Origin of the sequence: Halomonas sp. 25-S5 (genome assembly GCF_029889845.1) — a bacterium.
In the GTDB taxonomy this organism is placed as follows: Bacteria; Pseudomonadota; Gammaproteobacteria; order Pseudomonadales; family Halomonadaceae; genus Halomonas.
Genome location: NZ_JARANV010000007.1, coordinates 124951 through 151729 on the forward strand (window position 1 = coordinate 124951; position 26779 = coordinate 151729).

Genomic DNA, 26779 nt, shown 5'->3' on the forward strand with positions numbered 1-26779 from the left:
CTGTACCATGGCACGCAAGAATCGTCTCTCTCGCCGCCAGTCGTCCCCTTCGGCGCTGCGGCGCAAGCTGGATTCCCAGGCCGAGGCATTCCTCGCGTCCTATCAGCGCCGTGACTTCGCCTCGGCCCGGCTGGCGGCCGATACGCTGACCCGCGATTTTCCCGGTGTGGCCTTCAGCTGGAAGGCCCTGGGGACCTGCCTGCTGGAAAGCGGCGACGCCGCACAGGCCCTGCCGGCCCTCGAACGTGCCCTGGAGATCAAGCCCGAGGATGTCGAGGCCCTGGCCAACCTGGGCAAGGCCCTGCAGACGCTGGGGCGCTACGAGGATGCCAAGCACTACCTTCAGCGCGCTCTTGAGTTCGAGCCCGACAACCACCAGGCGAACCTCAACATCGCCCATGTCTACAGCCAGCAGGATGATCGTCGCGAGGCCATAGAGCATCTCGACAAGTCCATCGAGGCTACACCGACCAATTTCTTACCAAGAATGCGCAAGGCCACGGCACTGGTCGAGCAGCGCAACTACGATGCCGCCCTGGACATCCTCGAACCCCTGGCGCAGGCCCACCCCCGAAACCCTGGCGTACAAAGCAACCTGGCCAACCTCTACAGCACCATGGGGCGATTCGACGAGGCCGAGCACCATTACTGGGAGGCCGTCGAAATGGCACGGGGAAATCCGCTCCCTTATTCAAACTACTACTTCACGGCTCACTACAATCCCCGGCATGATGCTGCCGCCTTTTTCGAGATGGCCGAGGATTGGCGGCAACGCTACAGCCCGGCACGGCGCCCGGCGCGCCCCATCACCCCGCGCGAAGCGGACCGCTCCCTGCGCGTGGGACTGGTATCCAGCGGGCTTCGTGTTCACCCCGTGGGGCAGATGATCACCGTGGCACTGGAGCGCATCGGCAGTGAGCACCTTGAGTTCGTCGCCTACTCCGACAAGCTTGCCAATGATGTGCTCGCCAGGCGCATCCAGAACACCGTGGCGGACTGGCGCGATGTCGGCCACCTTTCGCATGGCCAGCTGGCGGAGCAGATCCGCGAGGACGAGATCGACATCCTCATCGACATGACCGGCCACACCTCTGGCAATCGATTGATGGCCATGGCCCAGGAACCGGCCCCGCTGATCGTCAAGTGGGTAGGGGGGCTGTTCAACACCGTCGGGCTCGACGCCTTCGACTACCTGATCAGCGACAGCATCGAGACACCACCCGGCGTCGACGGGCTCTACTTCGAGAAGCTGATTCGTCTGCCCGACGACTACATCTGTTACATGCCGACCCGCGATGCCCCGTCTGCACCGGGGCCGCTGCCGGCATTGGGCAATGGCTATATCACACTGGGCTGCTTCAATAACCCGGCCAAGCTCAACGAGCCGCTGCTGCGGGAGTGGGCCAGTCTACTGCACCAATTGCCGAAGTCCCGCTTGTTCCTCAAGGGGGGGCAGTTCACCAACGAAGCCTACCGGGAGAGCATTCACCGGACCCTGGAGAAGGCGGGCATCGAGCGAGAGCGGATATTGCTGGAGGGGCCTTCGTCCCATGCCGAGCTGATGCGGGCCTATCAGCGAGTGGACATTGCCCTCGACTCCTGGCCCTACTCCGGCGGGTTGACCACCTGCGAGTCGCTTTTGATGGGGGTGCCGGTCGTCACCCTTCCGGGGCCATCCTTCGCCGGTCGTCACAGCGCGACGCATCTGATCAATGCGGGTCTGCCGGAGCTGGTGGCGGATAGCTGGGACGAGTATCGCCAGCGGGTGGTCGAGCTCGCCGGCGACCTGGATAGCCTGGCGCTGATCCGCCAGGGGCTGCGCCAGCAGCTGCTGGACTCCCCCGTCTGCGATGCGCCTCGCTTTGCCCGTCACCTGCTCAAGGCCCTGCGCGCCATCTGGCAACGCCGCTGTGAAGAAAAGCCGCCCGCCGCGCTCACCTTCAACAAGGAAGGCGAAGCCTGGTTCGAGGGGGAGGCGCAACCCGTCGCCATCGACATTCCGGAAACCGCCACGGCGTCTCCCGCCGCGAACGCGAAAAGCGGAGAGGCGTTCCATTGGCAGCTGCCGGGCAAGATCGTGGTCATCGATAACAGCGCCAAGCTGGTTCGTGAACAGGATTTCGAACGATTGAGAGGACTCGATGCCTTCGGGGTGGTGGCCTTCGATCCAGCCAGTCGGGTAGCGGAGGCAAGCCGGTTTGAGGGAAGCGACGATGTTCAGCTCTTTCCCCACGCCGTGTTGGGGGATGGCCGGCCGGTGACGCTGCACGCCTGCCTGGACCCGGCCATGAGCAGCACGCTGCGCCCCTTGCCGGTGGAGCAGCTGGATGACTCGCAACGCCAGGGCAGCCGGGTGCTGACCGAACTGCCCATCAATACCATCGCGCTCGACAGCATCGAGGGCCTGGAAAGCCTCGACTGGCTGATCCTGGACGACCTGAGCGATGCCGTCGCCATCCTCGAGAACGGTGAAGAGGCACTGAAGGACACCTTGCTGATTCAGGTACGCATCGCCTTCCAGCCGACTCACGAACGTCAGCCCAACTTTGCCGAGGTGAGTCACTGGATGGCCCGCCATGGTTTTCGCTTCTACCGTTTCAATGACATGGCCCATAAAAGCCACTTGCCGGAAAGTGTGCTTTTCAGTCAGCGTCAGGCATCCGACTTGATGGGTGCCGATGCAATATTTATCCCTAGTCATGCGCGGATCGCCGATATTGGAAAGAAGGGGCGTGTCAAGCTGGCCTTTCTGCTGCATGCCATCTTCGGTATCAAGGACATGGCTCACCTGCTCTTGTCTTCAGTAGATGAGGGCAAGGCACAGCAATACCTTGTGGCTGAGGGATTGGTGCAGCCACTTGCTGAAGAAGAAGCAGGGGAAGAAGCAGAAGCAGGAGCTGAAGAAGAGAATAAAGAATCATCAGGTGATGCACATGAAGAGTCAGGCTTTACAGTTCCCCAGGCACCCTTCATGTCGTCAGCGGAGCGCGACCTTTTCAGAAAGTCGCTCTTTCGAGCAAAGCATTATTTCGAGTTTGGCTCTGGTGGCTCGACTGTCTGGGCGGTAGAGCAGGGGCTGACAGCGTACGGGGTGGAGAGTGATGCCAACTGGGTCAATGCGTTGAAAGCCAAGCTGGGGGATGGTTGCCAGGTCAAGGTTGTGGATATCGGGCCGACCCGGGAGTGGGGCTATCCAGTCTCGCTCGATCACAGCGAGCGATTCCCCGACTACAGCCGTGCGATCCATTCCCACGATATGGCCTTTGACTTGATTCTCGTGGATGGTCGCTTCCGGGTTGCCTGTGCGCTTTCCGCAGTGAAGCATCTGTTGAAACATCACCCCGATCCTACGGAAGCGAGGATATTCATCCACGATTTCTGGGACAGGCCTCCCTACCATGCTGTGCTGGAGTTCCTGGAGCCCCTGGAAAGTGTGGAGACAGCTGGGCTTTTTCGGCTGAAGGAAGACATCGACAAGCAACGCCTAGACCAAGTATGGAAGGTGTTCTCCCGTCAGCCAGCCTGATGCAATGACATCGCTTGAAGCCTGAATTCACGAATAGGGACCGGGTATGAGCGCAATCGCTCCATCTCTCACAACCCTGCGCGAGCTGCTCCACGAAATCCTGCCCAAGCTCAAGGCTTCCGAGCGGCTGCTCGGCAATACTCTGCATGCCATCATCGAGGCGGCTGAGGATCCCCGAGAGCGAGCCCGGCGCCGTGAGCAGAAGGACGCCCTGGAGCTGGAGCTGTTCACCATCCGGCTGAACGTGGAGAGCCTGCTCAAGCGGCACGCCCAGGCGGTGCGGGACGCGGAACGGCAGGAAGGGGAGGGCGAAGATGCGGTGCTCTCCCTCGACGCCAATGAGGCTGCAGCCATCGAGAAGGCGAGGGACTTCCACGAGAAAGTTCAGGCGCTGCAGCAGGGGCGTTCGGTCTGGCAAGAGTAGGGGTAGTGCGGAACGCTTGATCGGGTTTTACGCTACGGCGCGCAGCAACGCTTCGGTGTCGCCGTCGCGGCTGGTTGCCTCGATCGCCGTGTAGTGCTCGACTCGCCGATCGCGTTGTGTCGCGGGTGAGTCGCTGCCGTCCCTTCCTCCAGCCTGCGGGGCCGATTGGCGCTCTGCGCTTTGCTGCTGGGCGAGCTCGAGCTGGACCGTCAGCAGCCGCTGACGCGCCTGAGCCGCGACCTGGTGGTCCTTGGGGGAGGGCACGACACTCATCCTGACAGTGGGGGAATGTGGTCCGTGAGTGAATCGGGCTGCTCATGAAGGTGGCGGGTGTGTGGATGGGTTGACGTTTAGACAACTTGATCCAAAAATGTCAACCTAAGCATGTAAGACCCGGGAAGGAGATGAACCATGCTGCATGAACGTATCCGCCGTGCGCGTACCCTCAAGGGGATGTCCCTGCAGCAACTTGCCGACGCCATGGGCGACATCACCAAGCAGGCTTTGTCCAAGTTCGAGCAGGGCAAGGATGTGCCCAACTCGACTCGTCTTCTGCAGCTGTCAGATGCCATGGGTATCAGTGCCGAGTTCTTTTTCCGCCGCGATAGCGTGGAGCTGGGCGAGGTGGACTTTCGCAAACACTCGGCCTTCGGAAAAAAACAGCAAGACGCGGTAAAGGAACAGGTACGTGAGCACTTGGAGCGCTACCTGGTGGCAGAGCAGCTTTTTGCGAGTGAAGCACCGATTCATGATTTCGCCTATTGTCGCAAGAGTTATCAAGTCAACGACATTGAAGACATAGAGCCTGCGGCAGAACAGCTGCGTGAAGAGTGGGAGTTGGGATTGAACCCTATCAGCAACCTCACCGAGGCTCTGGAAGAACGCGGCATCAAAGTGGTTGGGTTGGCAGCCCATGAAAAGTTCGATGGTCTTTGTGCTTTGGTGAATGGCGGGGGTGACGCTGTCATTGTGAGCAATCTTGAGCGACCCGGTGAGCGACAGCGTTTTAACCTTGCCCATGAGCTTGGTCATCTGGTGCTGGAGATCCCGAATGAAGTGCATGGTACTCGTGATGAGGAGAACTGGTGCCACCGCTTCGCTGGTGCCTTCCTCTTTCCAGCCAAGCAGGTGAAAGAAGTATTTGGCCAGAATCGAAAGCATGTGCTGTTGGAGGAGTTCTTGCTCGCGAAGCAGGAGTGGGGGATCTCGATTCAGGCGATCCTGCGTCGCCTTTATGACCTGGGTATTGTAGGCCCCAGTTTTTACCGGCAAACCGCAAAACGGTGGTCGATAAAGGGCTTTCGCCGAAATGAGCCAGGGCCGTTGTCGTCGGAATCTTCCTGTCGACTGAGGCAGCTCGTATATCGGGCTTTGGCAGAAGAGCTCATTACACCTTCCCGTGCCGCCGAGTTGCTGGACACCTCGTTATCCGAGATCGAGGTGATCATGCGAAACAGCCGTGACGGTGAGGGCGTTGATGGCCGGTAAGGTCGTCGTCTCAGATACCAATATCTGGATCGATTTGTATCGTGGCGGTTTGCTGTATATGGTCTTCCAGCTCGACCATCGGTTTGTTACGACAGATTTCGTGTTGCGGGAACTCCAGCGTCCGGATGGGCAGGAACTTGTTGGGTTGGGGCTAGGCATCGAGGCGCTGTCAGGAGTCGAGGTGCTCTCGTTGTATGAGCTGAGGAGTTCACTGGGCAACTCCTCCCTCGCTGATGTGTCCTGCTATTTTCTCGCCAAAGAGCGAAACTGGACTCTGTTGACAGGAGACGGTTCTCTTCGACGTTCCGGTCATCAAGGGCAGCTCGATGTGCGTGGTGTCCTCTGGATACTCGATCAATTGTATGACACTAAACTGGTATCCGGTGGGGCGCTTGCCGACTCACTGGAAACGATGTTGGAAAATGGCGCTCGTTTACCGGCAGGTGAATGTCAGCGCCGGATAAAAGCGTGGCGGTGTTGACCCCTGGAGTAAAGACCATGCACAGAGTGACGCAGGTAGAGCCCTTGCCGGGCCGCTGCCGGTAGCCCCCAGGATTGCTGCCTTGCCCTCCATCGACGTCGTCATCAGCCTTTCCCCCGAGGCGTACCTTGCCCACTACCAGGGGGCAGGTGAGGCTAGGCGGCGTGCGGGCGGATGCCGTTGAAACGTCCTTTGCGCTTGGCCTGCTCCAGGTCGTAGGCATTCTGCAGCCGCAGCCAGTAGCCTTCGCTGGTACCGAAATAACGGGACAGGCGAAGATCGGTGTCGGCGGTGATGGCGCGCTCACCGCGGGTGATCTGGCCGATGCGGGTGGCCGGTACGCCGATGGCTGTGGCCAAGGCGTTTTTGGTCAGCCCCATGGGCTCGATGAAGTCCTCGAGGAGGATCTCGCCCGGGTGGATGTTGGGCAGTCTTTCCGTCATGGTCGCCTCCTCAGTGGTAGTCGACGATTTCAACATCATGGGCATTGCCGTCTTTGAAGCGGAAGCACAGCCGCCATTGAGCGTTGATGCGGACGCTGTACTGGCCTTCACGATCGCCGTGCAGCGCTTCCAATCGATTGCCGGGTGGAATGCGCAGATCGTCAAGGTTGTCGGCAGCTTCCAGCTGGCGCAGCCCCTTCAAGGCATTGCGCTGCATGTCTTGTGGCAGCTTGCGTGACATCCTGCCGCTAGCGATGGTGGCGGTCTGCTTGTCCTTGAAGCTCTTGATCATGTCGCGCCCTGCGATGCCCTGATCTCAACATAACGCATGGCGGCATATAACGCAATGCGGCATATTATGCGGTTGCGGTAGAGTCGGGCAAGAAGAGCGGCTCGCTGGGTGTGCTGAAGCGAATCGCCGGGGCTCTGGGCGTTGAGCTTGGTGATCTGACATAGAGTGGCAGCTCAGCGCAAGGCGCCCCTGGCCCGCTTGGCACGCCGTAGGGCGTTGTCGCCATTGATAAATGATGTGCCCCGTACATCCCGGGGCGCTAACGTCATTGGGCGTGGCGTTCGAGTTCGTGCAGGGCGGCGCGGGCGAGAAATCCCGAGCGGCTCTTGAATTCAGCGTGGCGCTCGACAGCGGTATCGATGCGCTTGATCAGCAGGTCGGGCAGGGTGACGTTGACCTTGTGGCTTTTCCCTAGATAGGGCGTCATGTCGATCTCGACGGCGGCCCATACCCAGCCGGCATAGTCGGGATTCGCCAGGTGTTGTTCGATGGCGCTGGCCGTCGGAATAGGATCCCCATGCTCGGCCAGGCTTTCGAGATGCCCCTCGACGGCCTCGCGGGCATTGATGATCGCCTCGTCGAAGGTGTCACCGGCAGAGAAGCAACCCGGGAGGTCAGGCACTGCCACGCCATAGGCGTGCTGATCGTCGCCGACTTCAATGGCAATGGGGTAATGCATGTCGTTTCTCCTGTGGTGAGCCGGAGTGGTCGGCCTCACCTGAGGCCAGCCTGCTTTCTGATTCCCTGTTTCACCTCGGGCTCTGTTTATTTTGGGGTTATAGTAACCCTGAGGCCGTAGTTGGTCAAAAACTACAACTCCAATAACTCCGCCATGTGACAACGCTTCAGCGCGAGACGTCGCGGGCCCGCTTGGTTCTCAGCATGGCACGGTCGGCGCGCTCCACCAGCGAGGCGAAGTCGTCGTGTGGCGTGAGGTCGGCGATGCCCAGGCCGAGGGTGCAGCCGCAGCGCTGGGCCACTGCCGCGCGCAGGCGCTCCGCCAGGTGGCGAGCATCCTCGCAACGGGTGTCGGGCAGGCACCCAACCGGCATCTTGCTGTCGACCGGGACGCTCCGAACTTTAATGAAACCCTTGCGTGGCTTCAGAATCGCCCCTTTCCGCCGATCAACAGAACACCGCCCGCTACCAGGAATCCTTCGTCATGATGTGTGAGAGACCGACACTCGAGACCGGGGCGCGGCGCCGCGGGGCACTCCAGCGTGCGCTGATGGCGGTCATACTGCCGCTGGTGGTCTCCGGCTGCGCCATGCTGGCCCCGGCGCCGCCAGCGAACCAGTCGAATATCTGCGAGATCTTCCGCGAGCAGCCCGACTGGTACGACTACGCTCGGGCCTCCGAGGAGAAGTGGGGCACGCCCATCGCCACCCAGATGGCCTTCATCGAGCGGGAATCGAGCTTTCGCAGCCATGTGAAACCGCCACGGACCAGGCTGCTGGGCTTCATTCCCTGGAGGCGTCCCTCCTCGGCCTACGGCTATGCCCAGGCCCAGGACCCGGTGTGGGGCGAGTACGAGGCCGATGCCGGCCGGCTCTTCGCGCGGCGCACCCACATGAAGTACGCGACCGACTTCATCGGCTGGTACAACGACCGCACCCGGCGCATGACCGGCGTCTCGCTGCACAACCCCGAGCATCTCTACCTGGCCTATCACGAGGGGCAGGGCGGCTATCGACGAGGCTCTTGGCGCGGCAAGCCGGCGGTTCGGCGCGCCGCCCGCCAGGTGGCCGCGACCGCCTCGCGCTACCAGGGGCAGCTGGCCTCCTGCGAGGCGGAGTTTCGCTGCGACGGGCTGCTCGAGATCTGGCCCTTCTGCCGATGACGCCGCTTGGATGATGTATCGCGGCTGAACGCCTTGAGCGTCGCCCATCCCATGGCGAGGTGCGATACCATATCAGGCTTTAAGGCAATGACGCCGGATCGGCGTGTGGGCGTCAGGGCGCTGACCACCGCAGGATCAATGGGCTGAAGGAGGAAAGCATGCAGCGTCGGGAGTGCCTTGCCTTGCTGGCCGGGATGGCCAGCCTGCCGCTCGGGCTGTCCGGCTGCTCGCTGCGCGACGACCTGACGTTCGGCCTTCACCCCTGGCCCGGCTATGAACCTCTCTTCCTGTCACGCGGCTTCGGCTGGCTGCCGGACGGCATCACCCTTCAGCGCGGCGCCAATGCCGGTGAATCGCTGGGGGGGTTGCGTCGCGGCGGCCTGGCCAGGTTGTTCGGAGCCTCTGGCCGTTGGGCTCAGGAACGGTTGTGCCGGGCGTCACTTGCGCCTAAGGTTGGCGGCTTTCTGAACGTGCCTGATGAGTGCCGGAGAGGGCTGCATGATCGAGGAGCACCGTGGGCAGGGCCGCCACGATAACCTGATGCGACCCCTGCCGCCGGACGAGGACGCCAGCGGCTGGATGGTCAGCTATATCGACGTCATGACCCTGCTGGTGGCACTGCTGGTACTGATCATCACGTTAGGCGAGATTGGCACTGGCTCCGGGACGGAGGATGCAGCTGTAGAGCCGCATGCCGGGCCGTTGGCGGCGGTGAATCACGGCGTGCCGCTACCCGAACCCTTGCAGCGGGTCGTGGCGGGCCGAGAAAACATGCCTGTCGAGCGCGGGAGCGTATCGGCCCGTGCCATCTCGGCCGCGTTGGGGGTGGCCGGCTTGCCAGCGTCTCGTCCTGCGCAACCCCCGAGGTTGCTGGCCCGTGCGGACTCGGCTGTGGCGCGAGGCGAGGCGTTATCTGATGGGCCGCAGTGGCTGATGCCCACCGAGGTCGACCCCTCGCGCCCGCTGGCCGACTATCTGGTGGTGTTAACCGACAGTCCTCCCTTGGGTGTCGAGAAGGTCGATAACGCCGCCATCGATGGGGCACGCTTCGTGACGGCGTCGCTCGAAGACGCCCAATACCTGGCGGATCTGGCGGGCATGGAGGTCTCGCGGATTCCCGAAGGCGTCCGGTTACGGGTCGAGGATCGCCTGCTTTTCCCGACCGCCGAGGCCGAGCTGACCGAGGCGGGGCGCGCCCTGGTCACCGAGAGGCTGCACGAGATGGTTCAGCGTCACCCTGGCGAGGTGGCGGTGGAGGGGCATTCCGACAGTCGATCGATCAATACCGACCGTTTCCCCTCCAACTGGTCGCTGTCCAGCGCCCGGGCCATCGCCATCGTCGAGGCGCTGGTGGAGGCCGGCGTCTCCCCGGCGAGGCTGCGCGCCGTGGGCCTGGCCGATACGCGCCCCCTGGCAAGCAACGATACCGCCGAAGGACGTGCCCGCAACCGCCGCGTGGAAGTGGTGATCCAGGCGCGGTGAGTCACGGGTCAACGTGCGCGCAGTAGCTCACGCAGATTGCCGTCGAGCGTCAGCGAGAGACTGCTACTGCCCAGCACCCGGTTAGTGCGCAGCTCCACTACGCGCAGGGCCAGGTAGAGGCGGTCATGCCCCTGGGCATAGGTGCCGATCAGCAACGTCCTGGCACCTTCCCACTCCCCCAGGCGACGCACCCGGCGGCTCAGCAGGCCGTCACTCCCGCTCACTTCCAGCAACTGGCCGCCCTCCAGCAGGAGCTCCCGCACCGGCACACCCTCACGGGCCAGCGCCGCGGCCGAGAGCTCCGCGGCGATGCGGTCGAAGGGCGAGGCCCGTCCTGTGCCATCCACGTCGATGAACGAGGCCGTGATCATCGGGCCCTGATCGGTGAGCTCCGGGAAGGCTGCGACCATGTCACGCATGGCGTCGTCGAGGGCATCTGCCAGCCCCGGCTCGGGCGGTGCGTTGTACAGGGCGCCTTCATGCTGGGCGCAGCCGGTCAGTCCCAGCAGGAACAGCAGGAGACAGGCCAAGCGTAGAGAGTAGGGCATGATGGGAAAACTCCGGGGACGATTTCGCTGAGTAGATCGGCGCGTTCTCCGCTAACTTGAAGACGAGTGACCCGAACGTGACTGCTTGCATTCCACGCCTATCAAGGCAAGCCTTTAGGCTGATATTGCGCAGGAGAATCAAGGATGCCCCGATCGGGCTACAGTTGGCTGTCGATGAGTGTGCTCTGGGTAGTGCTGTCGGGGTCGGCATTGGCCGATGAAGACAGCAGGGGTGATGTTAGCCTGATCATTCCCTTCGGTCCCGGCGGCGCGAGCGATGTCCTTTTCCGGGACCTGGCCAGGGCCGCCGAGACTCATCTCGGTTTCTCTCTGCAACCTGTGAATCGACCTGGCAATGGAGGCGTTCGCGGTGCTCTGGAGGTCAAGGAGGCGGAGCCGGATGGCCAAACCCTTCTGGGTAGCCATCAGACGCTGTCGCTCTCTTTCCTGTCGGGTGCCGCACCGTTTTCGCATGACGCCTTCGAGCCGGTGGCACTTCTCACCCGGACCGTGAATATTCCGGCAGCAAGTCGCAGACTTGGCATTACCACGGCCGCAGAACTGGTCGTTCATCTACAGGAACAGCCTGAGGCGCTTCGGGTCGGGATGATTCGAGGTGCCACGGATCACTTTTTCTGGCGACAGTTCTTGCGCACGACGGGCCAGGCGGTCTCTGACGTTGGCTGGGTCGGCTACCCTGATACCGGCGCCCAGGTGGCGGCCTTGCTGGCAGGTGAGATCGACCTGGCGATGCTCAACCTGCCCTCTGGCGAGTCACTCTTCACGCATGGCGCCCTTGTCCCGCTGGGGGTCGCCGATGAGTCGCGGCTCTCGGCATTGCCCAAGGTGCCAACCCTGAAAGAGCAGGGAATCGATCTGGTCAACACCACCGATCGCGGGCTCTTTGCGCCTCGAGGCAGTGATCCCGCCTTTCTGGAGAAAGTCGCAGCGGCCTTCGGTCAGGCGCTCAAGCAGCCGGCAATGGTCGAGCATCTCGAGAGTGACTACGGAACCCGGGTCGATTTCCGGCCATTGGACGCGTATGAAACCTACCTGGAGACTCAGGCGGAGCAGCTGGCCTTCTTGATGCTGAAGGCACCTTGACGTCGTTTGGCCGCGTCCGTTCCTTCCCCGCGGGGGTTCTCGCGGCTGTGGGGCGGCGCATCGGATCGGGCGGCCTCGCCACGCTCGCCGCGTGAGCCGTTCTCCTGGCTCAAGGTCGTCGCACCCGCCACGACCTGGTTGGAGGGGAGGGGGGCGGGGCCAACGACGGTGGAGGCGAACATGGCAGGGTCCGGATGGCGCCCGTCAGCGAGGGCAATTGATGATGGCAATTGATGATGGTAATTGATGATGGTAATTGATGATAAAGTATCAGCGACCTTAGCGCGGACGACAAGTCAGTATTCCCCATGCCCAGTATCGATGTGGTGATCGAGCTCTCCCATGACGCCTGCCTGGCGCACTACGCGGGGCGGGTGCCCAACGTTCAGACCCGCAGCCTGGACGGCCGTCTCGTGGTATTTCCCGCCGAAGCGCTGAGACGGGTGGTGACCCGCGACGGCGTGCATGGTCGCTTCAGGCTGACGTTCACCGAGATGGGGCGCTTCTGTGCGATCCAGCGCCTGGTGTCATCATAAGGTCGGCCATTACTGGCGCGAGGTTCGTCGAGCCCAGAACGCTGCATCACCCTGTCTACGGGGTCGTCGAGCCGAGGCGCATCACCCGGTGTTTCATCAAGTTGCGACGAAAGCCGCCGATAATCCAAGAGGTCGTGAATGATACGCTGAGGGTGCCAGGCCGATTGGATGAGGGCAGAGCCCCGCGTGTTCACGAGTGGCGCCGCCCCATCCTGGGCACATAACAACAAGGAAGCGACCGGACGGGTTTGGTTCAAGCCCTTGGTTGACCATGCGCAGGGAGCACAACGTTCATGCCGTTCAAGACCCGCGATATCGCCCTGGATAGCTGGCTGCTGATGGTCTCGGCGGCGTTTGTGCTGATGGGGCTGGCCGGGATGGTGCAGTGGGTATACGACCCCTTGCACACCTTGCTGGTGCCGGATGCCTCGCTGGCGGCCATATTGTCCGGTGTAGGTCTGCTGGCCGTGGCCCAGCACTGGCATCGGGCGCGTCTTGTGGCAGGTAGCGCCCTGCTGGCCCTGGTGCTGTATACCCTGCTACCCATTACTGGGGCCGGCGGGAATCGGGTGGGCGTCTCGTGGCTGTTTGAGCAGCCGCGGGTTTCCTCATGGGTCGCCGCCACGCTGGTGATGGTGGCCACCGGCTTGTTGTTGGGGCTCGGGCGGCAGGTACTGCGTCGGTTGTGGCAGCTATCCGGGTGTCTGCTGCTGCTCGTCGGACTCTCCGTGCTGGTGCTCGTCTTCTCGGCCGATGGTCCTGAATGGGCGGCCATGACCTCATCCCCGCTGGTGGTGGCGCTGTTCGCGCTGATGTATGGCGCCGGAATGCTGGCGGCGAGTGCCAGGACGGGCCACAGCAGGCTTAAGCTGGGAAGGGCGGCAATCACGGTAGGCCTGGCAGGGGTGTTGGTCAGTACTCTGGCGTGGTGCTTGCTCAGCTGGCAGCAGCAACAACGGATTTACCAGCAGGCAGAGTATCTGCTCGACAACGTTCGGCTCAACGCCGAGCAGGTGCTGGGCTCGCATTTGATGCTGATGCAGCGCATGGCCGAGCGGCTGGATGCGTCCGCTGTTGGATTGGAAGCCGCCGTACTCGATCGCGATGTGGCCAATCACTTGCGAGATACCCCCAGTCTCGAGGTCATCGGCCTGCTGGATAGCCACCAGGACTGGCGCTGGCGCCGGGCGCGCAGCGCTGAGGCACAGCGCTGGTTGACGCAATGGGCGGGCTCCGAGCGCGTTCGCGACTGGTTGCGCATGCCGTTTCCCCAGCCCCGTCTCATGGTGCCCGATGACGAAGCGCCAGGCCTGGCGATCATGGCGATCGCGGTACCGCGGCGCGACCAGCAACTGGTGGCCGTGCTGGACATGGCCACTCTCCTTGATCATGAGCTACGCATTCAGCTGGCCGGCTTTCAGGTGAGCCTGTCCCGCGATGACGAGGTGCTTATCTCCCTGGCAGCACCGGGCAGGATTGCCCGTGATGTCACCGGCTCGCCAGCACTTGCATCGCGACACATCGGCTTACCGGGCGGCCCGATGCTCAGCCCCTCCGTGCATGCCGGTCCCGAGGCGGGCTGGCTGCAGGCTGGTATCGGACCGTCAGCCATTGGCATTGGGGGCCTGACGTTGACGTATCTGCTGGTTTTCAGCCTGGGGATGGTGCGCCTGGTACTCGGGCATTCCCGGGAGTCGATGGCGGCGCGGGAGCAGCTCGAACAGCAACAATCCATCCAGGCGATGATAGCCGAGGAGGTCCCGCGCGATCAGACGCTCGAGGCCATCTGCATGATGCTCGAGGGCCAGCTGCCAGGAGCGCTCTGCTCGATCATGCTGGCCGACGATGACGGCCGCGAGCTGCGCCTGGTGGCAGGTAACAGCCTGCCGTTGCGTTACCGGGAGGCGGTCCGCTCGGTTCCCATCGGGGCCGGGATTGGCGCCTGTGGCAGCTCCGCCCATGGTCGGGAAGTGGTGGTCTGTGAGGACATCGAGCATGATCCCCGCTGGAAGGGGTTCAGGTCCCTGGCCACCAACGAGGGGCTCAGGGCCTGCTGGTCGTATCCGGTGATCGCCAGCGAGGGTCGGCTGCTGGGGACCTTTGCGACCTACCATCGACGCCCGGCAAGGCCGGGCAGCAGCGAACTGGACATGATCCGTCAGGCCGTGGACCTGGTCGCACTGGCGGTGGAGCGCGAGCAGGATCGGCGTTCATTGTGGGAGAGCGAGCAGCGCTATCGGTCGCTGTTCGCCTACAACCCGGATGCGGTGTTTTCGCTGGATCTACAGGGACACTTCGTCACCGCCAATGATCATTGTGCTGCACTGACCGGCTCCCCCGTCGAGCAGATACTCGGCACGCACTTTTCAGAATTCCTGAACCCGGACGACCTGGCGCATGTCCAGCAGAAGCTCGAGATCACCGCGGCCGGTGAACCCTGCCGCTATGAGCTGCAGATTTCGCATCGGGACGGCACGCTTCGCCGGCTGGATATCACCAACCTGCCGGTCGTCGTCGGCCAGCGTATCAAGGGGGTCTATGGCATCGCCAAGGACGTGACGCAACGGCGGGAACACGAGACCCGCCTGCGGATCCTCGAGCGCGGGGTGGAAGCCAGCGTCAACGGGGTGTTGATCGCTGACGCGGGCGAGCCCGATCTGCCGATCATCTACGCCAATGACACCTTCCAGCGCATGACGGGCTACACACGCGAAGAGATCATCGGCCGCAATTGTCGCTTCCTGCAGGGCGCCGAGACCGACATGGCGGTGGTGCAGCAGATTCGCCAGCAGTTATCTCGAAAGCGCGAGGTCCATGTCACCCTGCGCAACTATCGCAAGGACGGCACCCCCTTCTGGAACGACCTGTATATCGCACCGGTGCGCGATGAGCAGGGGCGGGTCACCCACTATGTGGGCATTCAGCATGACATCTCCGAACACAAGGCCTATGAGGCCCGCCTGGCCTACCACGCCAGTCATGATGCCCTGACGGGGTTGGCAAACCGCGCGTTGCTCGAGGATCGGCTGGTCCATGATTTCGAGCTGGCCAGGCGTCAGGGGCACCTGCTGGCGGTGCTCTTCGTCGACCTCGACGAGTTCAAGCCGATCAATGACAGCCTGGGCCATGCCATCGGCGACCAGCTGCTGCTGGGTGTCGCCAAGCGCCTGTCCGCGACGATGCGCCCGGGAGACACCCTGGCGCGTCTGGGCGGCGACGAGTTCGTGGTGCTGCTGCCGGACCTGCACCATGCCGAGCAGGCGCTGCAGGTGGCCGAGCGGCTGCTGCCGATCATTGCCCGGCCCTATCGGGTCGGCGAGCATGAGCTTTCGCTGTCTTGCAGCATCGGCATCGCCATCAGCAGCGCGGACGTCGCCCAGCCCATCGAGCTCATCCAGCAGGCGGACATGGCCATGTACCGGGCCAAGCAGCAAGGCCGCAATGCCTACCAGTGGTTCACGCCCGAGATCACCCGCCGGCTGGGGGATCGCGTCGCGCTTCGCAATGAGCTCCAGGAGGCGATCGATGCCCAGGCCTTCGAGCTGCACTATCAGCCGTTGATCGACCGCCAGGGACGGGTCGCGGGCGTGGAGGCGCTGTTGCGCTGGCCAAACCCCGTGCGCGGTTATGTCTCTCCCGCACAGTTCATTCCCCTGGCCGAGGAGACCGGCCTGATCATTCCCATCAGCGAGTGGGTGCTCTCCCGGGCCTGTCAGGACCTGCGCATGCTCGACCAGGCGGGGCAGGGCATCCTGAACGTTGCGGTCAACCTCTCGCCGCTGCAATTTCACCGTTCCAGCTTTCTCGGCAACCTGCGCCAGACCCTGGCGGTGACCGGGTTGCCAGCGCCCAAACTGTCATTGGAGCTGACCGAAGGCGTGCTGATGAACGATACCGAAAGTGCCATCGACATCTTGCATGCCCTCAGGGGCATGGGCGTGGGCGTCGCCATCGACGACTTCGGGACCGGCTTTTCCAGCCTCAGCTATCTCAAGAACCTGCCCATCGACAAGGTGAAGATCGACCGCAGCTTTGTCAGTGAGGTCACTCACAGTGCGGAGGATGCCGCGATCATCCAGGGCATCATCTCCATGGCCCACCACCTCGGGCTGAAGGTGGTCGCCGAAGGCATCGAGCATGAGCAGCAGCACCACCTGCTGATGACGCATGGCTGCGATCTCTTCCAGGGCTTCCATTTTGCGCGGCCCATGCCGCTGGAGCGCCTCATCGAATTCCTCGAAGAGACCCGAACAGTCCCCTTGGGTGAGTAGCGTTGCCGGCAGCGTCTGCATCCCCCCGATGAGAACTATTCTGTTCATGCGATAGCCCGTGGAACACGGGGCAAGAAGGGCTACCGGTGGGGGTGCAGTTGATCGCCGACCGCTGGCAGCCATTAACAAGGGGACCTCGCCACTTGCCTGCTGAGTCGAATCGGAATATGATTCAAATCATGTTGTGAGCCGAATATGGTTTGTATTCGGCTCTCTGTCTTCGTAATGGCGATTTGAAATGACTGTTCAAGCTCCGAGATGGATCTGGCAGCATCCCGACTGGCCTTGTTTCACCTGGCAGGCGGGAGAGGTTCAGCCTCGTCTACAGAAGTGCTGGAGGAATCTGGGCATCTTGCTTGGCCGATCAGGAGCTCTCAGCCTCGGTGATGAACAGGAGGCAGAAGCGAGGGCGGCGTTGGATACCCTTTTGCAGAACATCGTCACCTCATCGGCGATTGAAGGCGAGCGCCTCAATGTCGCCTCTGTACGTTCTTCTCTTGCACGGCGGCTTGGCATTGAGGAACAAGATAGCCCACCCTCGCTGCGGGCCGAAGGCCTGGCCGAATTGATGCTGGATGCCATCCTGAATTCTGATTCACCGCTTGAGTCAGAGAGACTGCTTCAGTGGCATCGATGGCTATTCCCTGATGCTGAATTTTCTCTGACGGAACGGCGGCCTGGCCAGTGGCGCGGACGGGAGCCGATGCAGGTTGTGTCGGGCCGAATTGATCGACCCAGGGTGCATTTCGAAGCGCCGCCCAGAGAGGGTTTGGAGGTAGAGATCGATCGGTTCCTGGATTGGTTCGAGTCCAGCCGCCATGATCCCGTGCTGGACCCTCTCATCCGAGCGGGCTTGGCGCATTTTTGGTTTGTGACCCTTCATCCGTTCGAGGATGGCAACGGGCGTATCGCTCGGGCAATCGCCGATCGCGCCTTGGCGCAAGCGGACCAGCAGAGTATTCGCTTGTATGCCATGTCAGCAGCGATTCTGGCGCGCAGAGACGAATACTACTGCTGCCTGGAAGCGAGCCAGCGGGGAAGCCCAGACCTCACCGCGTGGCTCGCCTGGTTCTTGGATACCTTGGACGCCACGCTGTTGGATGTACTCGACAGGATCGGTCGTACCCTGGTCAAAGCCCGTTTCTGGCAGTGCTTCAGTGTGGCTGGTCTGCTCCCCGAGCAGATCAAGGTGCTTAACCGGTTGCTTGATGGAGGGGAAAGGGGTTTTGAGCAAGGTATCAGTGCTTCTCAGTATCAGAAAGTGACAACGGTCAGTAAGGCAACGGCCACGCGCCACCTGGCCGGGCTTGTGGAGAAAGGTTGCCTGGTAAGGCTCTCTGCTGGAGGTCGAAGCACGCGCTACCAGATTCCGGAACGGCTTCGTCAGGAAGAGGGCTAGTAGGCCCCTGGCTCACAGCTGTCGCCGCCAGCGACTTTCAATGGTCTCCCGCTCCGCCGGCCCATAGAGGGCCTGGGCATGGCCGCTGTAATGGGCCCATAGCTGGTCGCCGGCATCGTAGTGCCACCACTCGCTCGGCAAGTTGGTAAAGCCCTGTTCCCGCATGGCGCCATGGAGGCGGCGGCGGTTGTCGCGGGCCTGCCGCTGTCGGGCGTCCGGGCGAGGAATCGCTTCCAGCGCGACCGTATGGGAGGCCGGCACGGCCTCGTCGAACAGGGTGCCCATGTCCAGCGGCAGCCCGTCGGCATCGCTCAGGGTCACATCCACGGCACCGCCGGTGAGGTGGGGGCTCGGCGAGCTCGCCTCGCGACTGGGCACGGAAACGAATTCTCGCGTTCGTTCCAGCAGTGACTCGTCGCTGAGTTCGGGATGGTGAGAGCGGATGACCTCCTGCAGCGTATCGAAAAGGTACTGCTGCACGCGCCAGGGTCGCCAGCCGTCCAGGATCACCAGCCCGACCTCCGCGGGCAGGGAGCGTGCCACCTTCAGCAGCCGCCGATAGACCCCTTCACGGACATAGCATTCGTTGATTGCCCCGGGAATGTCCTGCTTGGCATAGACCGGGAAAACCTTGATCGGTGACGGTGCCAGGCTCAACGGAACCAGGGGCTCGTCACTTCCCGTGATGGGGATGCGGCTCACCACCGACCAGTCGGGGTCGGGGTGGCGGACGATGGGCTATGACAGTGAGCGGTTCACGACGGTCTCCATGGGGTCAGCCAAGCTGGGTCGGTAGCCAGAGGGTCAGGGAAGGGAAGAGGATGAGCAGGATCAGTACCAGGATCGCCGTCACCACGAACGGCCCGAAGAGGATCACCGCCAGATCGATGAGCAGCAGGCTGCTGGCAACCGTTAAAGACACGGACCGGCTGATGGCCAGTACGCGAGAGTTCGATAACGCCATGGTGGATGCCATCTGTCATGGGGCAGGGGGGGTAGCCCCTGCCCGAACTGCAAGACGTCTCGAGGACGGCGCGGCTTACTCGGCCAGGTGGGTCATCCCGGCATCCTCGAGCGCCATGTCGATGAAGGAAGGATCGATGTCCTGCTCGCCGAGCCACTCCAGGTAGGCCGGCTGGCCCTGTTCGCGGAACGCTGCCAGTTCGTCCTCGGATGGCCGGATCACCTCCATGCCCTGTTCCTCGAGGTAGGCGATGCGCTCGTCGACCCGGGTCTCGTTGTGCTCGCGGGCCATCTGGTTGGCCTCCGAGACCGCCTCCAGGAAGGCCTCGCGCGTCGCGTCGTCCCAGCCGTCGATCAGGCGCCGTTGCCGACCAGGAACTGGTCCGAGTACTGGATGTTGGCCAGCGTCAGGTAGTCCTGCACCTCGTAGAGGCTGCCCATGATGATGTACATCGGCGGGTTCATCTGGCCATCGGCGACACCGGTCTTCAGCGCCATGTAGACCTCGGTCCAGGGGATCGGCGTGCCGGCTTCCTAAAGACCGCTTGGGAAGCACGCGAGATCGTGGCGGTGAGTCGGCTCGCTATCGATTGCTGCCCGTTAGAAGCCGGCTTCTCTCTGGTGACGGATGGCCAGTACCACCACAGTGTCCCCATCGAGACGATACCGGGCGATGTAAGCGCTATTACCAAAATCAATCAGCCAATCCCGGTATTCCTCGGATAGATCATCAATCGGGCGGCCGATATGTGGGAATTTTCCAAGCTCCTCGAGGCCCTGGATGAGCGCCTTAGCGGCTCTCTCGGCTGCTGCTGGATTCTTCGGCCGCAGGAACTCACGCAGTCGCTCCAGATCCCGTATTGCTGACGGGGAAAAGATCACTTGTGGCATGTTGGTGCGGACACCTCATCATCCTTTCCCCAGCTGCCCAGCCACTGCTCGACTTCGTCAGCGGTCGTATGCACGCCAGTCGCTTGGTAATCCTCCCAAACCTTGAGCGTTTCCTGCCTGAACATCTCTCGTCTTTCCTCTCGCTCCACATACTGCTCAATGGCCTCACGCATGAGCCAGTGTGCCGAGCGCTGACGGGCGTCGGCCAGATTCTGCACCCGTCCTTTCAGATCGTCGTCGAGTTTGATGGATGTTGGTTTTGCCATGCCGACCTCCGTAGCAAAAGGTAATACCTATTGTTACTATAGGTCTTGTCGGCTGATCTGTCGATGGCCAGCCCACAAGAAAGAAACCCTTGGTGCCGCGAGCATCGTAGCTGCTTGGCAATTCTGTCGCGGCACGGCCGACAACCCTGGAAACCCATGGAAGAGGAGAGGAGGCGAGACTCGCGGCCGACACCATGCCGGCACTGGCTCGATCCGATCATCCGGGATCCTACTTCATCGGGCCCCGTGTGATTGACCACCCGATTGGTTCGGAAGGGGCTTCCGAAACGATTGAGTCATGTCATCGGCTATTGGGCCATGTGTGCCAAGATCAGTTCATCGAGCCACTCAGGCGCTTGCTCTTCGATGAGTGATTTTGCCAGCTCATCAGACATATGTAGCGATTCTGTGGCGTGCTTTATATGGATCTGTTGCCGAGCTTTTAGGTCCCTTAGGGCTTCCCCTAGGGCGGTGGATATTACATGATTTCCGTATTCATCACATGCGATATCCCATGCCGGTTGTGGTATGGGGCCCCAGGCACGTCGCATCATGCAGAGGTCGAGAATATCTTTGATATGATTTTGATATCTATCGGCATTGGCCGTTAGTTTAGTGGCAAAACAGCCCTCTCGGCTTACACAGGGAATGGGGAAAAATCTCTGCTGAGTGTCGGGTTTTATTCGATCATTGGAAAAGTTAATGATTTCGAGTTTTATGGGCCGCCCTGGCCCTTCGAGGAGGGCACGAATAGCATCACGGTCAGCGCGAATTTCCCGCTCACCGAAGCGCGTCAGCGTATGGCCCTTGCGAAGTAGCCTGCCAAAGCTGATGTTGGTGATGGTTGAACGAGCGGCTCGATAAGCCTCTTTACCGATACAGAATAGATCGATGTCGACGGATTCACGAAACTCATCAAGTTCGAGCGCGATGCGGGTTCCTCCCCCGAACAAAATGTTGTTCTCACAAAGGAAGTCAGGATCAAAACTCGCGAGGATATTGCTGATCGCTTTATGATGAGGGCGGCTATACATTGCGTCATCAAGCCACGAGAAGATGGCCGTGACCGTAGATGCGGGCCAGTTTTTTAATTAATGCGAGTTCATCCTCGCTCAGCCGTTTTTTCTCAATAAAACGCCATCTCTCTTCATAGAGGCGAAACGCTATCTCGGGATCGACATAATCCTCTGCACGATCCCAAAGAATGGCATCGAGCTCTGGATAGGCATGTCGATTGATTGGAGGGATAGTCATAGATGCGCCAACGGTTAATCGGAGGGTGATTTGCAACTAATTTTAATTATAGCTGGTTGGGCTGGTGAACGTCAAAAAGCTATGCGTGCCAGAGGGTCGCGCTTTATTGCCAGGCCTACGCTAGATTCGCAACCCCCGCCTCACAGGAGCGCAAGATGTTTGCCATCGATACCGATGCCCTGGTGGCAGATCTGCTGGCGATTCCCTCGCCCTCCCTGCATGGCCAGCCCATGGTGGACTGGCTGGTGCCCCGGCTGGAGGCGGCAGGACTGACGGTGGCGACGACTGCCCGCGGTGACCTGTATGCGCAGCGGCCGGGCGATACACCGTCTCGCGCGGGGTAGGGCAGGTCGTAGATGCGCTGGCAGGTGGTCATGCTCATCAGCAGGCGAATCGGGAAGCGGCACATCAGCGCGAGCAGCGGGGCGGGGCAGTGGATCGGATGGGCGTTCGAGGCCGTCCCGGGCGTGCCCGAAGCCCCTGTTTTGGCTACACTGTCGCCCCCAGCCACCGCCGAAATCCGGGATCATCCGATGTCACACTACTACCGCCTGGTGGTTTCCTGTCCCGACCGCCTGGGCATCGTCGCCAGGGTCTCCAACTTCATCGCCGGCCACGGCGGCTCGATCACCGAGGCCAGCCAGCACTCCGACCTGGAGGGCGGGCGCTTCTTCATGCGCTACGAGATCCTGGCCGACTCCGTGGGCATGCCGCCCGACGCGCTGCGCGAGGCGTTCGCGCCCGTTGCCTCCGAGTTCGAGATGACCTGGGCGCTTACCGATACTCGCCAGCGGCGGCGGGTGGTGCTGATGGTGTCGCGGGAGACCCACTGCCTGGTGGACCTGCTCTATCGCTGGACGGCGGGGGAGCTCGACTGCGACATCGCCGGCGTGATCTCCAACCACGAGGACATGCGTGGCCTGGTGGAGTGGCACGGCATCACCTACCACCATGTGCCGGTCAAGGCCGACGACAAGCAGGCCGCCTTCGCCGAGGTGCAGCGGCTGGTCGACGAGGCCCACGCCGACTGCGTGGTGCTGGCGCGCTACATGCAGATCATGCCGCCCGAACTCTGCCAGCGCTTCCAGGGGCGGATGATCAACATCCACCACAGCTTCCTGCCATCGTTCGCGGGCGCGAGGCCCTACCACCAGGCCCACCAGCGCGGCGTCAAGCTGATCGGCGCCACCTGTCACTACGTCACCGAGGAGCTCGATGCCGGGCCGATCATCGAGCAGGACATCCACCGGGTCAGCCACTGCCACACGCCCAGCGACCTGGTGCGCTTCGGCCGCGATGTGGAGAAGGCCGTGCTGGCCCGCGGCCTGCGCTGGCACCTGGAGGATCGCGTGCTGATTCACGGCAACAAGACCGTGGTCTTTGCCTGACGGAGTGACCTCATGACGATTGCCGAGCCGGTTCTCGCCCCCTGGCTGCTGTGGCTCTGCGGCCTGGTCTCGCTGGCGGTGGTTGGCCTGGCGTTGAGCCGCCGGCCGTGGGTCGCGCTGCTCGACGACCACGCCCTGCAGCACCGCTGGCTCGCCGCCACCGTGATGGTGATGCTGCTCTGGCAGCTGCGCGCCCAGGCGGTGGACTGGCTGACCCTGCACCTGATGTTCACCGCCCTGCTGACCCTGGTCTTCAAGGCACCGCTGGCGCTGCTCTCGATTACCGCGATCAATATCGCCATGGTGCTGCTGGGGCGCATCGAGTGGCCGCTGCTGGGCGTCAACGTGCTGATCACCGGAGTGGTACCGGCGCTGGTGATGGGCATCGTCTGGCGGCTGGTCGACCGGCGCCTGCCCGACAACCTGATGGTCTTCCTGTTCGTCTGCGCGTTCTTCGGCTCGGCGCTCGCCACCCTGGCGGCGGGCCTGGCCGCCGTGGGGCTGATGGCGCTGGGCGCCATGGATACCGAGGCGTTGCGCCAGGCGCTGGAGTACGCCCGCTTCCTGCCGCTGCTGATGCCCTCCGAGGCCTTCATTACCGGCATGCTGATGAGCATCCTGCTGGTCTATCACCCCGGCTGGGTCGCGACCTTCAACGATCATCGGTATATCGATACCAAGTGAGTGGCCTGACACCAAGGGTTTAGCAACCAATCTCTGTGCAAGTGCGGTTCCCAGACTAGGTTCAGGTCACCTGTAGGAGCGGTGCTTGCACCGCGAAATGCGGAGATCGGTAGACAATCGCCATGCAAGCACGGTTCCTACAAGGAGTTCAGCGGTGGCTTCAGCCCCCTGTAGGAGCGGTGCTTGCACCGCGAAAGGCGGAGGTCTCCAAATCTGTGGGAGCGGTCGGTTCGACGACTCGACTTGCACCGCGAAAGGTGGAACACACAGTCAATGGGAATTGGCAACCTATCGCCGTGCAAGCACGGCTCCCACAAGAAGTTCAGTGGCGATATCAGTACCTGTGGGGGCGGGCGGTTCGACGGCATTGTGGGAGCGGTCGGTTCGACGACTCGACTTGCACCGCGAAAGATTGAGCGCACTGAATCGCCGTGCAAGCACGGTTCCTACAAGGAGTTCAGCGGTGGCTTCAGCCCCCTGTAGGAGCGGTGCTTGCACCGCGAAAGGTGTAGGGCTCCGAATCTGTGGGAGCGGTCGGTTCGACGACTCGACTTGCACCGCGAAAGTCGGAGCGCACAGACAATGGGAATTGGCAACCTATCGCCGGCTCCCACATCCACCTCCCTACAGCCACGCCGCATTCCAGTATGGGTAGTCCATGATGTTGTCCACCAGGCCTGCCCGCAGGGGATTGGCCACGATATAGCGGGCAACCGACTTCAGGTCCTCCTCCTTCCTCAGGGCATGGTCATGAAAACCGCGCTGCCACACGGCTTCGCCGATATCGCAGGCTACCTTGGCCTTGTAGAGCTTTACCGTGGTAGAAATCGAAGCCCCCTTGAGCTGAATCAGCCAGTGCAGGTGGTCAGGCATCAGCACAAAACTCAGGGTATCCGCATGCCGTTGAACCGCATCGCAATACAGGTAGCGGCAGGCCAGGCATGCCTTGAGCGGGTTCCGGAAATGAGGTTCCCGATCATGGGTGACGATCGTCAGCAAGTAGCAGTACCCGGGAATGGACCTGCGGCCCTTTCGAAGATCATGGCTGTGGGGTTGTGGCATGCATTTGGATCCCTCTGATTGCCGTGATTTTCAGTCTAGCGACTTGCACCGCGAACTGCGCAGGCCGGCAGCCAATCGCCGTGCAAGCACGGCTCCCACAACAGGTTCATGTCACCTGCCCCCTCCCTGTAGGAGCGATGCTTGCATCGCGAAATGCGCAGGCCGGCAGCCAATCGCCGTGCAAGCACGGCTCCCGCAAGGAGTTCAGTGCAGGCTTCAGCCCCCTGTAGGAGCGATGCTTGCATCGCGAAATGCGCAGACCAGCAGCGAATCGCCGTGCAAGTCGAGACGTCGAACCGACGGCTCCTACAAGGTCCTAGATTGGCAGTGAGAGCTGTTGCCGTGCCTCCTCGGGCACCAGACGCACGCCGACGCCGAGCAGGCGTACCGGGCGTCGGGCGCGGGCCCAGGCCTGTTCCAGCAGGCGGGTGTAGCTCTCGGCATCGGGGCTGAGGCCGCGGCTTTCCAGGGTGGTGAGGCTGAAGTCGTCGAAGCGCACCTTGACGAAGAGTCCGGCCATTGGCGGGTGGCCGTGGCGTTCCAGGCGGCCCTGCAGCTTGTCGCAGAGCGGGGCGAGGGCGGCGCTGGCGGTGGCGAGGTCGGGGAGGTCGTGGTCGAAGGTGGTCTCCACGCTCACCGACTTGCGCTCGCGCTCGATGCGCAACGGGCGATCATCGATGCCGCGGGAAAGCTCATACAGCCGCCGGCCGAACTTGCCGAAGTCGTCCAGCAGGCGCTCGATGGGACGCGTTCGCAGGTCGGCGCAGGTGGCGATGCCCATGGCGTCGAGCTTGGCGCCGGTGGCCGGCCCCACGCCGTGGAGCTTCTTGACCGGCAGGTCGCGCACGAAGGCGTCGACCTTCTCGGGCGGGATCACCGTCAGGCCGTCGGGCTTCTCCCAGTCGCTGGCGATCTTGGCCAGGAACTTCGACGGCGCCGCGCCCACCGAGACGGTGATGCCGGTGCGCCGATAGCACTCTTCCTTCAGCCAGCGGGCCATCCAGGTGGCGCTGCCGCGAAACCCCTCCACCTCGGTGACGTCGAGGAAGGCCTCGTCCAGCGACAGGGGCTCCACCAGCGGGGTGAGCTCGTGGAACACCGCCTGGATCTGCCGCGACACCTCGCGGTACTTCTCGAACTGGCCGCGCATCAGCGTCAGGTGCGGGCAGAGGCGCAGCGCCCGGGCGGTGGGCATGGCGGAGTGGATGCCGTAGGTGCGGGCGGGGTAGTTGCAGGTGGCGATCACCCCGCGCTGCTCCCGCGCGCCGCCGATGGCCAGCGGGATGTCGCGCAGGGCGGGGTTGTCACGCATCTCCACCGCGGCGAAGAAGCAGTCGCAGTCGGCGTGGAGGATCTTGCGGACGCGCTCGGTCATGGGGCGAGGGGCAGCCGGCGTCGATCAGAGCGCCTGGCCGCTGCCGCCACGGATCACGCCCACGCCGATGCCCTCGATCTCCAGCGGGTCATGGCGCAGGTCCACCTCGAGGGGCGCGAAGTCGGGGTTCTCGGCCTCCAGGGTGACCACATGGCCCTGGCGGTGGAAGCGCTTGACGGTGACCTCGTCCTCCAGGCGCGCCACCACGATCTGGCCGTCGCGGATGCGCTCGGTGCGGTGCACGGCCAGCAGGTCGCCCTCGAGGATGCCGGCATCCTTCATGGAGAGGCCGCGTACACGCAGCAGGTAGTCGGCCCGCGGGGTGAAGTACTCCGGGGGCAGCGGGCAGTATCGGTCGATGTGCTCGGCGGCGAGTATCGGGCTGCCGGCGGCCACCTCGCCGATGATCGGCAGGCCCTGGACCGGCTCGTTCAGCCCCTCCTCGTTGGCCGCCTCCGGCTCCTGGGCGGGCAGGCGAATGCCCCGGGAGGTCCCGCGGATCACCTTGATCGCCCCCTTGCGCTCCAGGGCACGCAGGTGCTCCTCGGCGGCATTGGGGGACTTGAACCCCAGCGCCCGGGAGATCTCCGCCCGGGTCGGCGGGTAGCCCAGCTCGTTCATGGTCTTGACGATGAAGTCGTACACGTTCTGCTGCCGGGCCGTGAGTGAGCGACTCATGGGGCCTCCAGGGTCGTTAACCAGGGGGTGGCGAGCGCCTCGCCACGTGTCTGATCAAGTATACAGCATGTCTTTCTGTCCAGTAAAAGTGCCAGGCGGCCAAGCGGTGCAGCTTTGCAGGAACGGTCGTTTTGTGGGTTTGGTGTTTTGTAGGAGCGATGCTCGCATCGCGATAGGCGGATAGCAGGAATCGCCGTGCAAGCACGGCTCCCACACTGGTCATAGCCGTCGTCAACGAAGTTGGCACGTCATCGCCGTGCAAGCACGGCTCCTAGTGCGCCCGTGAAGGCGTGCACACAACTCGGTGAAAGTCCGAGTCGGGGTAAGCCATGGCCCCGTAGCCGAAGGTAACTGCGTCGCCGCGAGGCGGGGTGGAGAGCAACC

Annotated in this window: 31 protein-coding genes; 14 read left to right on the forward strand and 17 right to left on the reverse strand. The window is 62.6% G+C overall.

Going from position 1 to position 26779, the window contains the following annotated elements; genetic code table 11:
* Positions 1-7: 7 nt before the first annotated feature.
* Positions 8-3526: a tetratricopeptide repeat protein gene (locus OP498_RS07485; RefSeq protein WP_280553110.1), complete on the forward strand. Its 3519-nt coding sequence runs from the start codon at positions 8-10 to the stop codon at positions 3524-3526.
* A gap of 46 nt (positions 3527-3572) precedes the next feature.
* A complete protein-coding gene (locus OP498_RS07490) occupies positions 3573-3950 on the forward strand; it encodes a hypothetical protein (protein ID WP_280549001.1) in 378 nt (125 codons plus the stop codon).
* Positions 3951-3977: 27 nt separating this feature from the next.
* Here OP498_RS07490 and OP498_RS07495 read toward each other — a convergent pair whose 3' ends face one another.
* Positions 3978-4214: a hypothetical protein gene (locus OP498_RS07495; RefSeq protein WP_280553111.1), complete on the reverse strand. Its 237-nt coding sequence runs from the start codon at positions 4212-4214 to the stop codon at positions 3978-3980.
* A gap of 147 nt (positions 4215-4361) precedes the next feature.
* Between OP498_RS07495 and OP498_RS07500 the strand changes: the two genes are divergently transcribed.
* Both OP498_RS07500 and OP498_RS07505 read left to right on the forward strand, forming a co-directional pair.
* Entirely contained in the window at positions 4362-5438 is a 1077-nt protein-coding gene (locus OP498_RS07500; protein ID WP_280553112.1) for an XRE family transcriptional regulator, read from the forward strand.
* Positions 5428-5919 (forward strand): hypothetical protein, encoded by a 492-nt coding sequence (locus tag OP498_RS07505; RefSeq protein WP_280548998.1) that lies wholly within the window; start codon positions 5428-5430, stop codon positions 5917-5919. Before OP498_RS07500 ends, OP498_RS07505 begins: the two co-directional genes overlap by 11 nt.
* Before the next feature lie 155 nt (positions 5920-6074).
* Here the strand turns inward: OP498_RS07505 and OP498_RS07510 are convergent, their stop codons facing one another.
* From OP498_RS07510 to OP498_RS07525, 4 genes are all read right to left on the reverse strand, one after another.
* A complete protein-coding gene (locus OP498_RS07510) occupies positions 6075-6362 on the reverse strand; it encodes a HigA family addiction module antitoxin (RefSeq protein WP_280548996.1) in 288 nt (95 codons plus the stop codon).
* Between the two features lie 10 nt (positions 6363-6372).
* On the reverse strand, positions 6373-6654 hold the full coding sequence (locus OP498_RS07515; RefSeq protein WP_280548994.1) for a type II toxin-antitoxin system RelE/ParE family toxin: 282 nt from the start codon (positions 6652-6654) through the stop codon (positions 6373-6375).
* A gap of 265 nt (positions 6655-6919) precedes the next feature.
* Positions 6920-7333, reverse strand: a complete 414-nt coding sequence (locus OP498_RS07520) for a type II toxin-antitoxin system HicB family antitoxin (protein ID WP_280553113.1) — start codon at positions 7331-7333, stop codon at positions 6920-6922.
* Between the two features lie 166 nt (positions 7334-7499).
* A complete protein-coding gene (locus tag OP498_RS07525) occupies positions 7500-7706 on the reverse strand; it encodes a hypothetical protein (protein ID WP_280553114.1) in 207 nt (68 codons plus the stop codon).
* Positions 7707-7882: 176 nt separating this feature from the next.
* Here OP498_RS07525 and OP498_RS07530 point away from each other — a divergent pair, with 176 nt between their 5' ends.
* From OP498_RS07530 to OP498_RS07540, 3 genes are all read left to right on the forward strand, one after another.
* Positions 7883-8494: a lysozyme-like domain containing protein gene (locus OP498_RS07530; protein WP_280553135.1), complete on the forward strand. Its 612-nt coding sequence runs from the start codon at positions 7883-7885 to the stop codon at positions 8492-8494.
* Between the two features lie 158 nt (positions 8495-8652).
* The gene (locus tag OP498_RS07535; RefSeq protein WP_280553116.1) at positions 8653-9030 is read left to right on the forward strand and encodes a hypothetical protein; all 378 of its coding nucleotides are present in this window, start codon (positions 8653-8655) and stop codon (positions 9028-9030) included.
* The gene (locus OP498_RS07540; protein ID WP_280553117.1) at positions 8993-9976 is read left to right on the forward strand and encodes an OmpA family protein; all 984 of its coding nucleotides are present in this window, start codon (positions 8993-8995) and stop codon (positions 9974-9976) included. The genes OP498_RS07535 and OP498_RS07540 overlap by 38 nt, the downstream gene beginning before the upstream one ends.
* Positions 9977-9984: 8 nt before the next feature.
* Here OP498_RS07540 and OP498_RS07545 read toward each other — a convergent pair whose 3' ends face one another.
* Positions 9985-10524 (reverse strand): FlgO family outer membrane protein, encoded by a 540-nt coding sequence (locus tag OP498_RS07545; RefSeq protein ID WP_280548985.1) that lies wholly within the window; start codon positions 10522-10524, stop codon positions 9985-9987.
* A 144-nt stretch (positions 10525-10668) separates the two neighbouring features.
* On the opposite strand from OP498_RS07545, the gene OP498_RS07550 reads away from it, so the two are divergent.
* The 4 genes from OP498_RS07550 (at position 10669) to OP498_RS07565 (ending at position 17834) form a co-directional block, all read left to right on the forward strand.
* Positions 10669-11628, forward strand: a complete 960-nt coding sequence (locus OP498_RS07550) for a tripartite tricarboxylate transporter substrate binding protein (RefSeq protein WP_280553118.1) — start codon at positions 10669-10671, stop codon at positions 11626-11628.
* A gap of 308 nt (positions 11629-11936) precedes the next feature.
* Positions 11937-12164 (forward strand): DUF2835 domain-containing protein, encoded by a 228-nt coding sequence (locus OP498_RS07555; RefSeq protein ID WP_280548981.1) that lies wholly within the window; start codon positions 11937-11939, stop codon positions 12162-12164.
* A gap of 293 nt (positions 12165-12457) precedes the next feature.
* Entirely contained in the window at positions 12458-16435 is a 3978-nt protein-coding gene (locus OP498_RS07560) for an EAL domain-containing protein (protein WP_280553120.1), read from the forward strand.
* A gap of 238 nt (positions 16436-16673) precedes the next feature.
* A complete protein-coding gene (locus tag OP498_RS07565) occupies positions 16674-17834 on the forward strand; it encodes a Fic family protein (protein WP_280553122.1) in 1161 nt (386 codons plus the stop codon).
* A gap of 12 nt (positions 17835-17846) precedes the next feature.
* Here the strand turns inward: OP498_RS07565 and OP498_RS07570 are convergent, their stop codons facing one another.
* The 8 genes from OP498_RS07570 to OP498_RS07600 form a co-directional block, all read right to left on the reverse strand.
* Positions 17847-18536 carry a M15 family metallopeptidase gene (locus tag OP498_RS07570; protein WP_280553123.1) on the reverse strand — a complete coding sequence of 230 codons (690 nt, stop codon included), beginning with the start codon at positions 18534-18536 and terminating at the stop codon, positions 17847-17849.
* Between the two features lie 73 nt (positions 18537-18609).
* The gene (locus tag OP498_RS07575; protein ID WP_280553124.1) at positions 18610-18798 is read right to left on the reverse strand and encodes a hypothetical protein; all 189 of its coding nucleotides are present in this window, start codon (positions 18796-18798) and stop codon (positions 18610-18612) included.
* Between the two features lie 75 nt (positions 18799-18873).
* Entirely contained in the window at positions 18874-19089 is a 216-nt protein-coding gene (locus OP498_RS18575) for a hypothetical protein (RefSeq protein WP_348533478.1), read from the reverse strand.
* 62 nt (positions 19090-19151) lie between these two features.
* Positions 19152-19295 carry a hypothetical protein gene (locus OP498_RS18580; protein WP_348533114.1) on the reverse strand — a complete coding sequence of 48 codons (144 nt, stop codon included), beginning with the start codon at positions 19293-19295 and terminating at the stop codon, positions 19152-19154.
* A 102-nt stretch (positions 19296-19397) separates the two neighbouring features.
* Positions 19398-19688, reverse strand: a complete 291-nt coding sequence (locus OP498_RS07585) for a type II toxin-antitoxin system RelE/ParE family toxin (RefSeq protein WP_280548975.1) — start codon at positions 19686-19688, stop codon at positions 19398-19400.
* Positions 19676-19954, reverse strand: coding sequence for a CopG family ribbon-helix-helix protein (locus OP498_RS07590; protein ID WP_280548974.1), 279 nt, complete (start codon positions 19952-19954; stop codon positions 19676-19678). Before OP498_RS07590 ends, OP498_RS07585 begins: the two co-directional genes overlap by 13 nt.
* A 308-nt stretch (positions 19955-20262) precedes the next feature.
* Positions 20263-20988, reverse strand: coding sequence for a nucleotidyl transferase AbiEii/AbiGii toxin family protein (locus tag OP498_RS07595; protein WP_280553125.1), 726 nt, complete (start codon positions 20986-20988; stop codon positions 20263-20265).
* Between the two features lie 7 nt (positions 20989-20995).
* Positions 20996-21208: a hypothetical protein gene (locus OP498_RS07600; RefSeq protein WP_280548972.1), complete on the reverse strand. Its 213-nt coding sequence runs from the start codon at positions 21206-21208 to the stop codon at positions 20996-20998.
* Positions 21209-21363: 155 nt separating this feature from the next.
* Between OP498_RS07600 and OP498_RS07605 the strand changes: the two genes are divergently transcribed.
* The 3 genes from OP498_RS07605 to OP498_RS07615 all read left to right on the forward strand — a co-directional run bounded on the left by OP498_RS07605 (position 21364) and on the right by OP498_RS07615 (position 23280).
* Positions 21364-21552: a hypothetical protein gene (locus OP498_RS07605; protein WP_280553127.1), complete on the forward strand. Its 189-nt coding sequence runs from the start codon at positions 21364-21366 to the stop codon at positions 21550-21552.
* A 189-nt stretch (positions 21553-21741) separates the two neighbouring features.
* Positions 21742-22596 (forward strand): formyltetrahydrofolate deformylase, encoded by an 855-nt coding sequence (purU, locus tag OP498_RS07610; protein WP_280548966.1) that lies wholly within the window; start codon positions 21742-21744, stop codon positions 22594-22596.
* Between the two features lie 12 nt (positions 22597-22608).
* Positions 22609-23280 carry an energy-coupling factor ABC transporter permease gene (locus OP498_RS07615; protein WP_280548964.1) on the forward strand — a complete coding sequence of 224 codons (672 nt, stop codon included), beginning with the start codon at positions 22609-22611 and terminating at the stop codon, positions 23278-23280.
* Positions 23281-23904: 624 nt separating this feature from the next.
* Here the strand turns inward: OP498_RS07615 and OP498_RS07620 are convergent.
* The 3 genes from OP498_RS07620 to lexA all read right to left on the reverse strand — a co-directional run bounded on the left by OP498_RS07620 (position 23905) and on the right by lexA (position 26395).
* Positions 23905-24279, reverse strand: coding sequence for a transposase (locus OP498_RS07620; protein ID WP_280548962.1), 375 nt, complete (start codon positions 24277-24279; stop codon positions 23905-23907).
* Positions 24280-24658: 379 nt separating this feature from the next.
* Complete coding sequence (gene dinB / locus OP498_RS07625; protein ID WP_280553128.1) at positions 24659-25717, reverse strand: DNA polymerase IV; 1059 nt, start codon at positions 25715-25717, stop codon at positions 24659-24661.
* 24 nt (positions 25718-25741) lie between these two features.
* On the reverse strand, positions 25742-26395 hold the full coding sequence (lexA, locus tag OP498_RS07630) for a transcriptional repressor LexA (RefSeq protein ID WP_280548958.1): 654 nt from the start codon (positions 26393-26395) through the stop codon (positions 25742-25744).
* Positions 26396-26779: the final 384 nt, after the last annotated feature.

Bases quoted from the DNA above. Each gene is read 5' to 3' on its own strand.
- OP498_RS07485 (WP_280553110.1), top strand. From the start codon at position 8: ATGGCACGCAAGAATCGTCTCTCTCGCCGCCAGTCGTCCCCTTCGGCG.
- OP498_RS07490 (WP_280549001.1), top strand. From the start codon at position 3,573: ATGAGCGCAATCGCTCCATCTCTCACAACCCTGCGCGAGCTGCTCCAC.
- OP498_RS07500 (WP_280553112.1), top strand. From the start codon at position 4,362: ATGCTGCATGAACGTATCCGCCGTGCGCGTACCCTCAAGGGGATGTCC.
- OP498_RS07505 (WP_280548998.1), top strand. From the start codon at position 5,428: ATGGCCGGTAAGGTCGTCGTCTCAGATACCAATATCTGGATCGATTTG.
- OP498_RS07510 (WP_280548996.1), bottom strand. From the start codon at position 6,362: ATGACGGAAAGACTGCCCAACATCCACCCGGGCGAGATCCTCCTCGAG.
- OP498_RS07515 (WP_280548994.1), bottom strand. From the start codon at position 6,654: ATGATCAAGAGCTTCAAGGACAAGCAGACCGCCACCATCGCTAGCGGC.
- OP498_RS07520 (WP_280553113.1), bottom strand. From the start codon at position 7,333: ATGCATTACCCCATTGCCATTGAAGTCGGCGACGATCAGCACGCCTAT.
- OP498_RS07525 (WP_280553114.1), bottom strand. From the start codon at position 7,706: ATGCCGGTTGGGTGCCTGCCCGACACCCGTTGCGAGGATGCTCGCCAC.
- OP498_RS07530 (WP_280553135.1), top strand. From the start codon at position 7,883: ATGGCGGTCATACTGCCGCTGGTGGTCTCCGGCTGCGCCATGCTGGCC.
- OP498_RS07535 (WP_280553116.1), top strand. From the start codon at position 8,653: ATGCAGCGTCGGGAGTGCCTTGCCTTGCTGGCCGGGATGGCCAGCCTG.
- OP498_RS07540 (WP_280553117.1), top strand. From the start codon at position 8,993: ATGATCGAGGAGCACCGTGGGCAGGGCCGCCACGATAACCTGATGCGA.
- OP498_RS07545 (WP_280548985.1), bottom strand. From the start codon at position 10,524: ATGCCCTACTCTCTACGCTTGGCCTGTCTCCTGCTGTTCCTGCTGGGA.
- OP498_RS07550 (WP_280553118.1), top strand. From the start codon at position 10,669: ATGCCCCGATCGGGCTACAGTTGGCTGTCGATGAGTGTGCTCTGGGTA.
- OP498_RS07555 (WP_280548981.1), top strand. From the start codon at position 11,937: ATGCCCAGTATCGATGTGGTGATCGAGCTCTCCCATGACGCCTGCCTG.
- OP498_RS07560 (WP_280553120.1), top strand. From the start codon at position 12,458: ATGCCGTTCAAGACCCGCGATATCGCCCTGGATAGCTGGCTGCTGATG.
- OP498_RS07565 (WP_280553122.1), top strand. From the start codon at position 16,674: ATGACTGTTCAAGCTCCGAGATGGATCTGGCAGCATCCCGACTGGCCT.
- OP498_RS07575 (WP_280553124.1), bottom strand. From the start codon at position 18,798: ATGGCGTTATCGAACTCTCGCGTACTGGCCATCAGCCGGTCCGTGTCT.
- OP498_RS18575 (WP_348533478.1), bottom strand. From the start codon at position 19,089: ATGGCCCGCGAGCACAACGAGACCCGGGTCGACGAGCGCATCGCCTAC.
- OP498_RS18580 (WP_348533114.1), bottom strand. From the start codon at position 19,295: ATGGCGCTGAAGACCGGTGTCGCCGATGGCCAGATGAACCCGCCGATG.
- OP498_RS07585 (WP_280548975.1), bottom strand. From the start codon at position 19,688: ATGCCACAAGTGATCTTTTCCCCGTCAGCAATACGGGATCTGGAGCGA.
- OP498_RS07590 (WP_280548974.1), bottom strand. From the start codon at position 19,954: ATGGCAAAACCAACATCCATCAAACTCGACGACGATCTGAAAGGACGG.
- OP498_RS07595 (WP_280553125.1), bottom strand. From the start codon at position 20,988: ATGTATAGCCGCCCTCATCATAAAGCGATCAGCAATATCCTCGCGAGT.
- OP498_RS07600 (WP_280548972.1), bottom strand. From the start codon at position 21,208: ATGACTATCCCTCCAATCAATCGACATGCCTATCCAGAGCTCGATGCC.
- OP498_RS07605 (WP_280553127.1), top strand. From the start codon at position 21,364: ATGTTTGCCATCGATACCGATGCCCTGGTGGCAGATCTGCTGGCGATT.
- purU (WP_280548966.1), top strand. From the start codon at position 21,742: ATGTCACACTACTACCGCCTGGTGGTTTCCTGTCCCGACCGCCTGGGC.
- OP498_RS07615 (WP_280548964.1), top strand. From the start codon at position 22,609: ATGACGATTGCCGAGCCGGTTCTCGCCCCCTGGCTGCTGTGGCTCTGC.
- dinB (WP_280553128.1), bottom strand. From the start codon at position 25,717: ATGACCGAGCGCGTCCGCAAGATCCTCCACGCCGACTGCGACTGCTTC.
- lexA (WP_280548958.1), bottom strand. From the start codon at position 26,395: ATGAGTCGCTCACTCACGGCCCGGCAGCAGAACGTGTACGACTTCATC.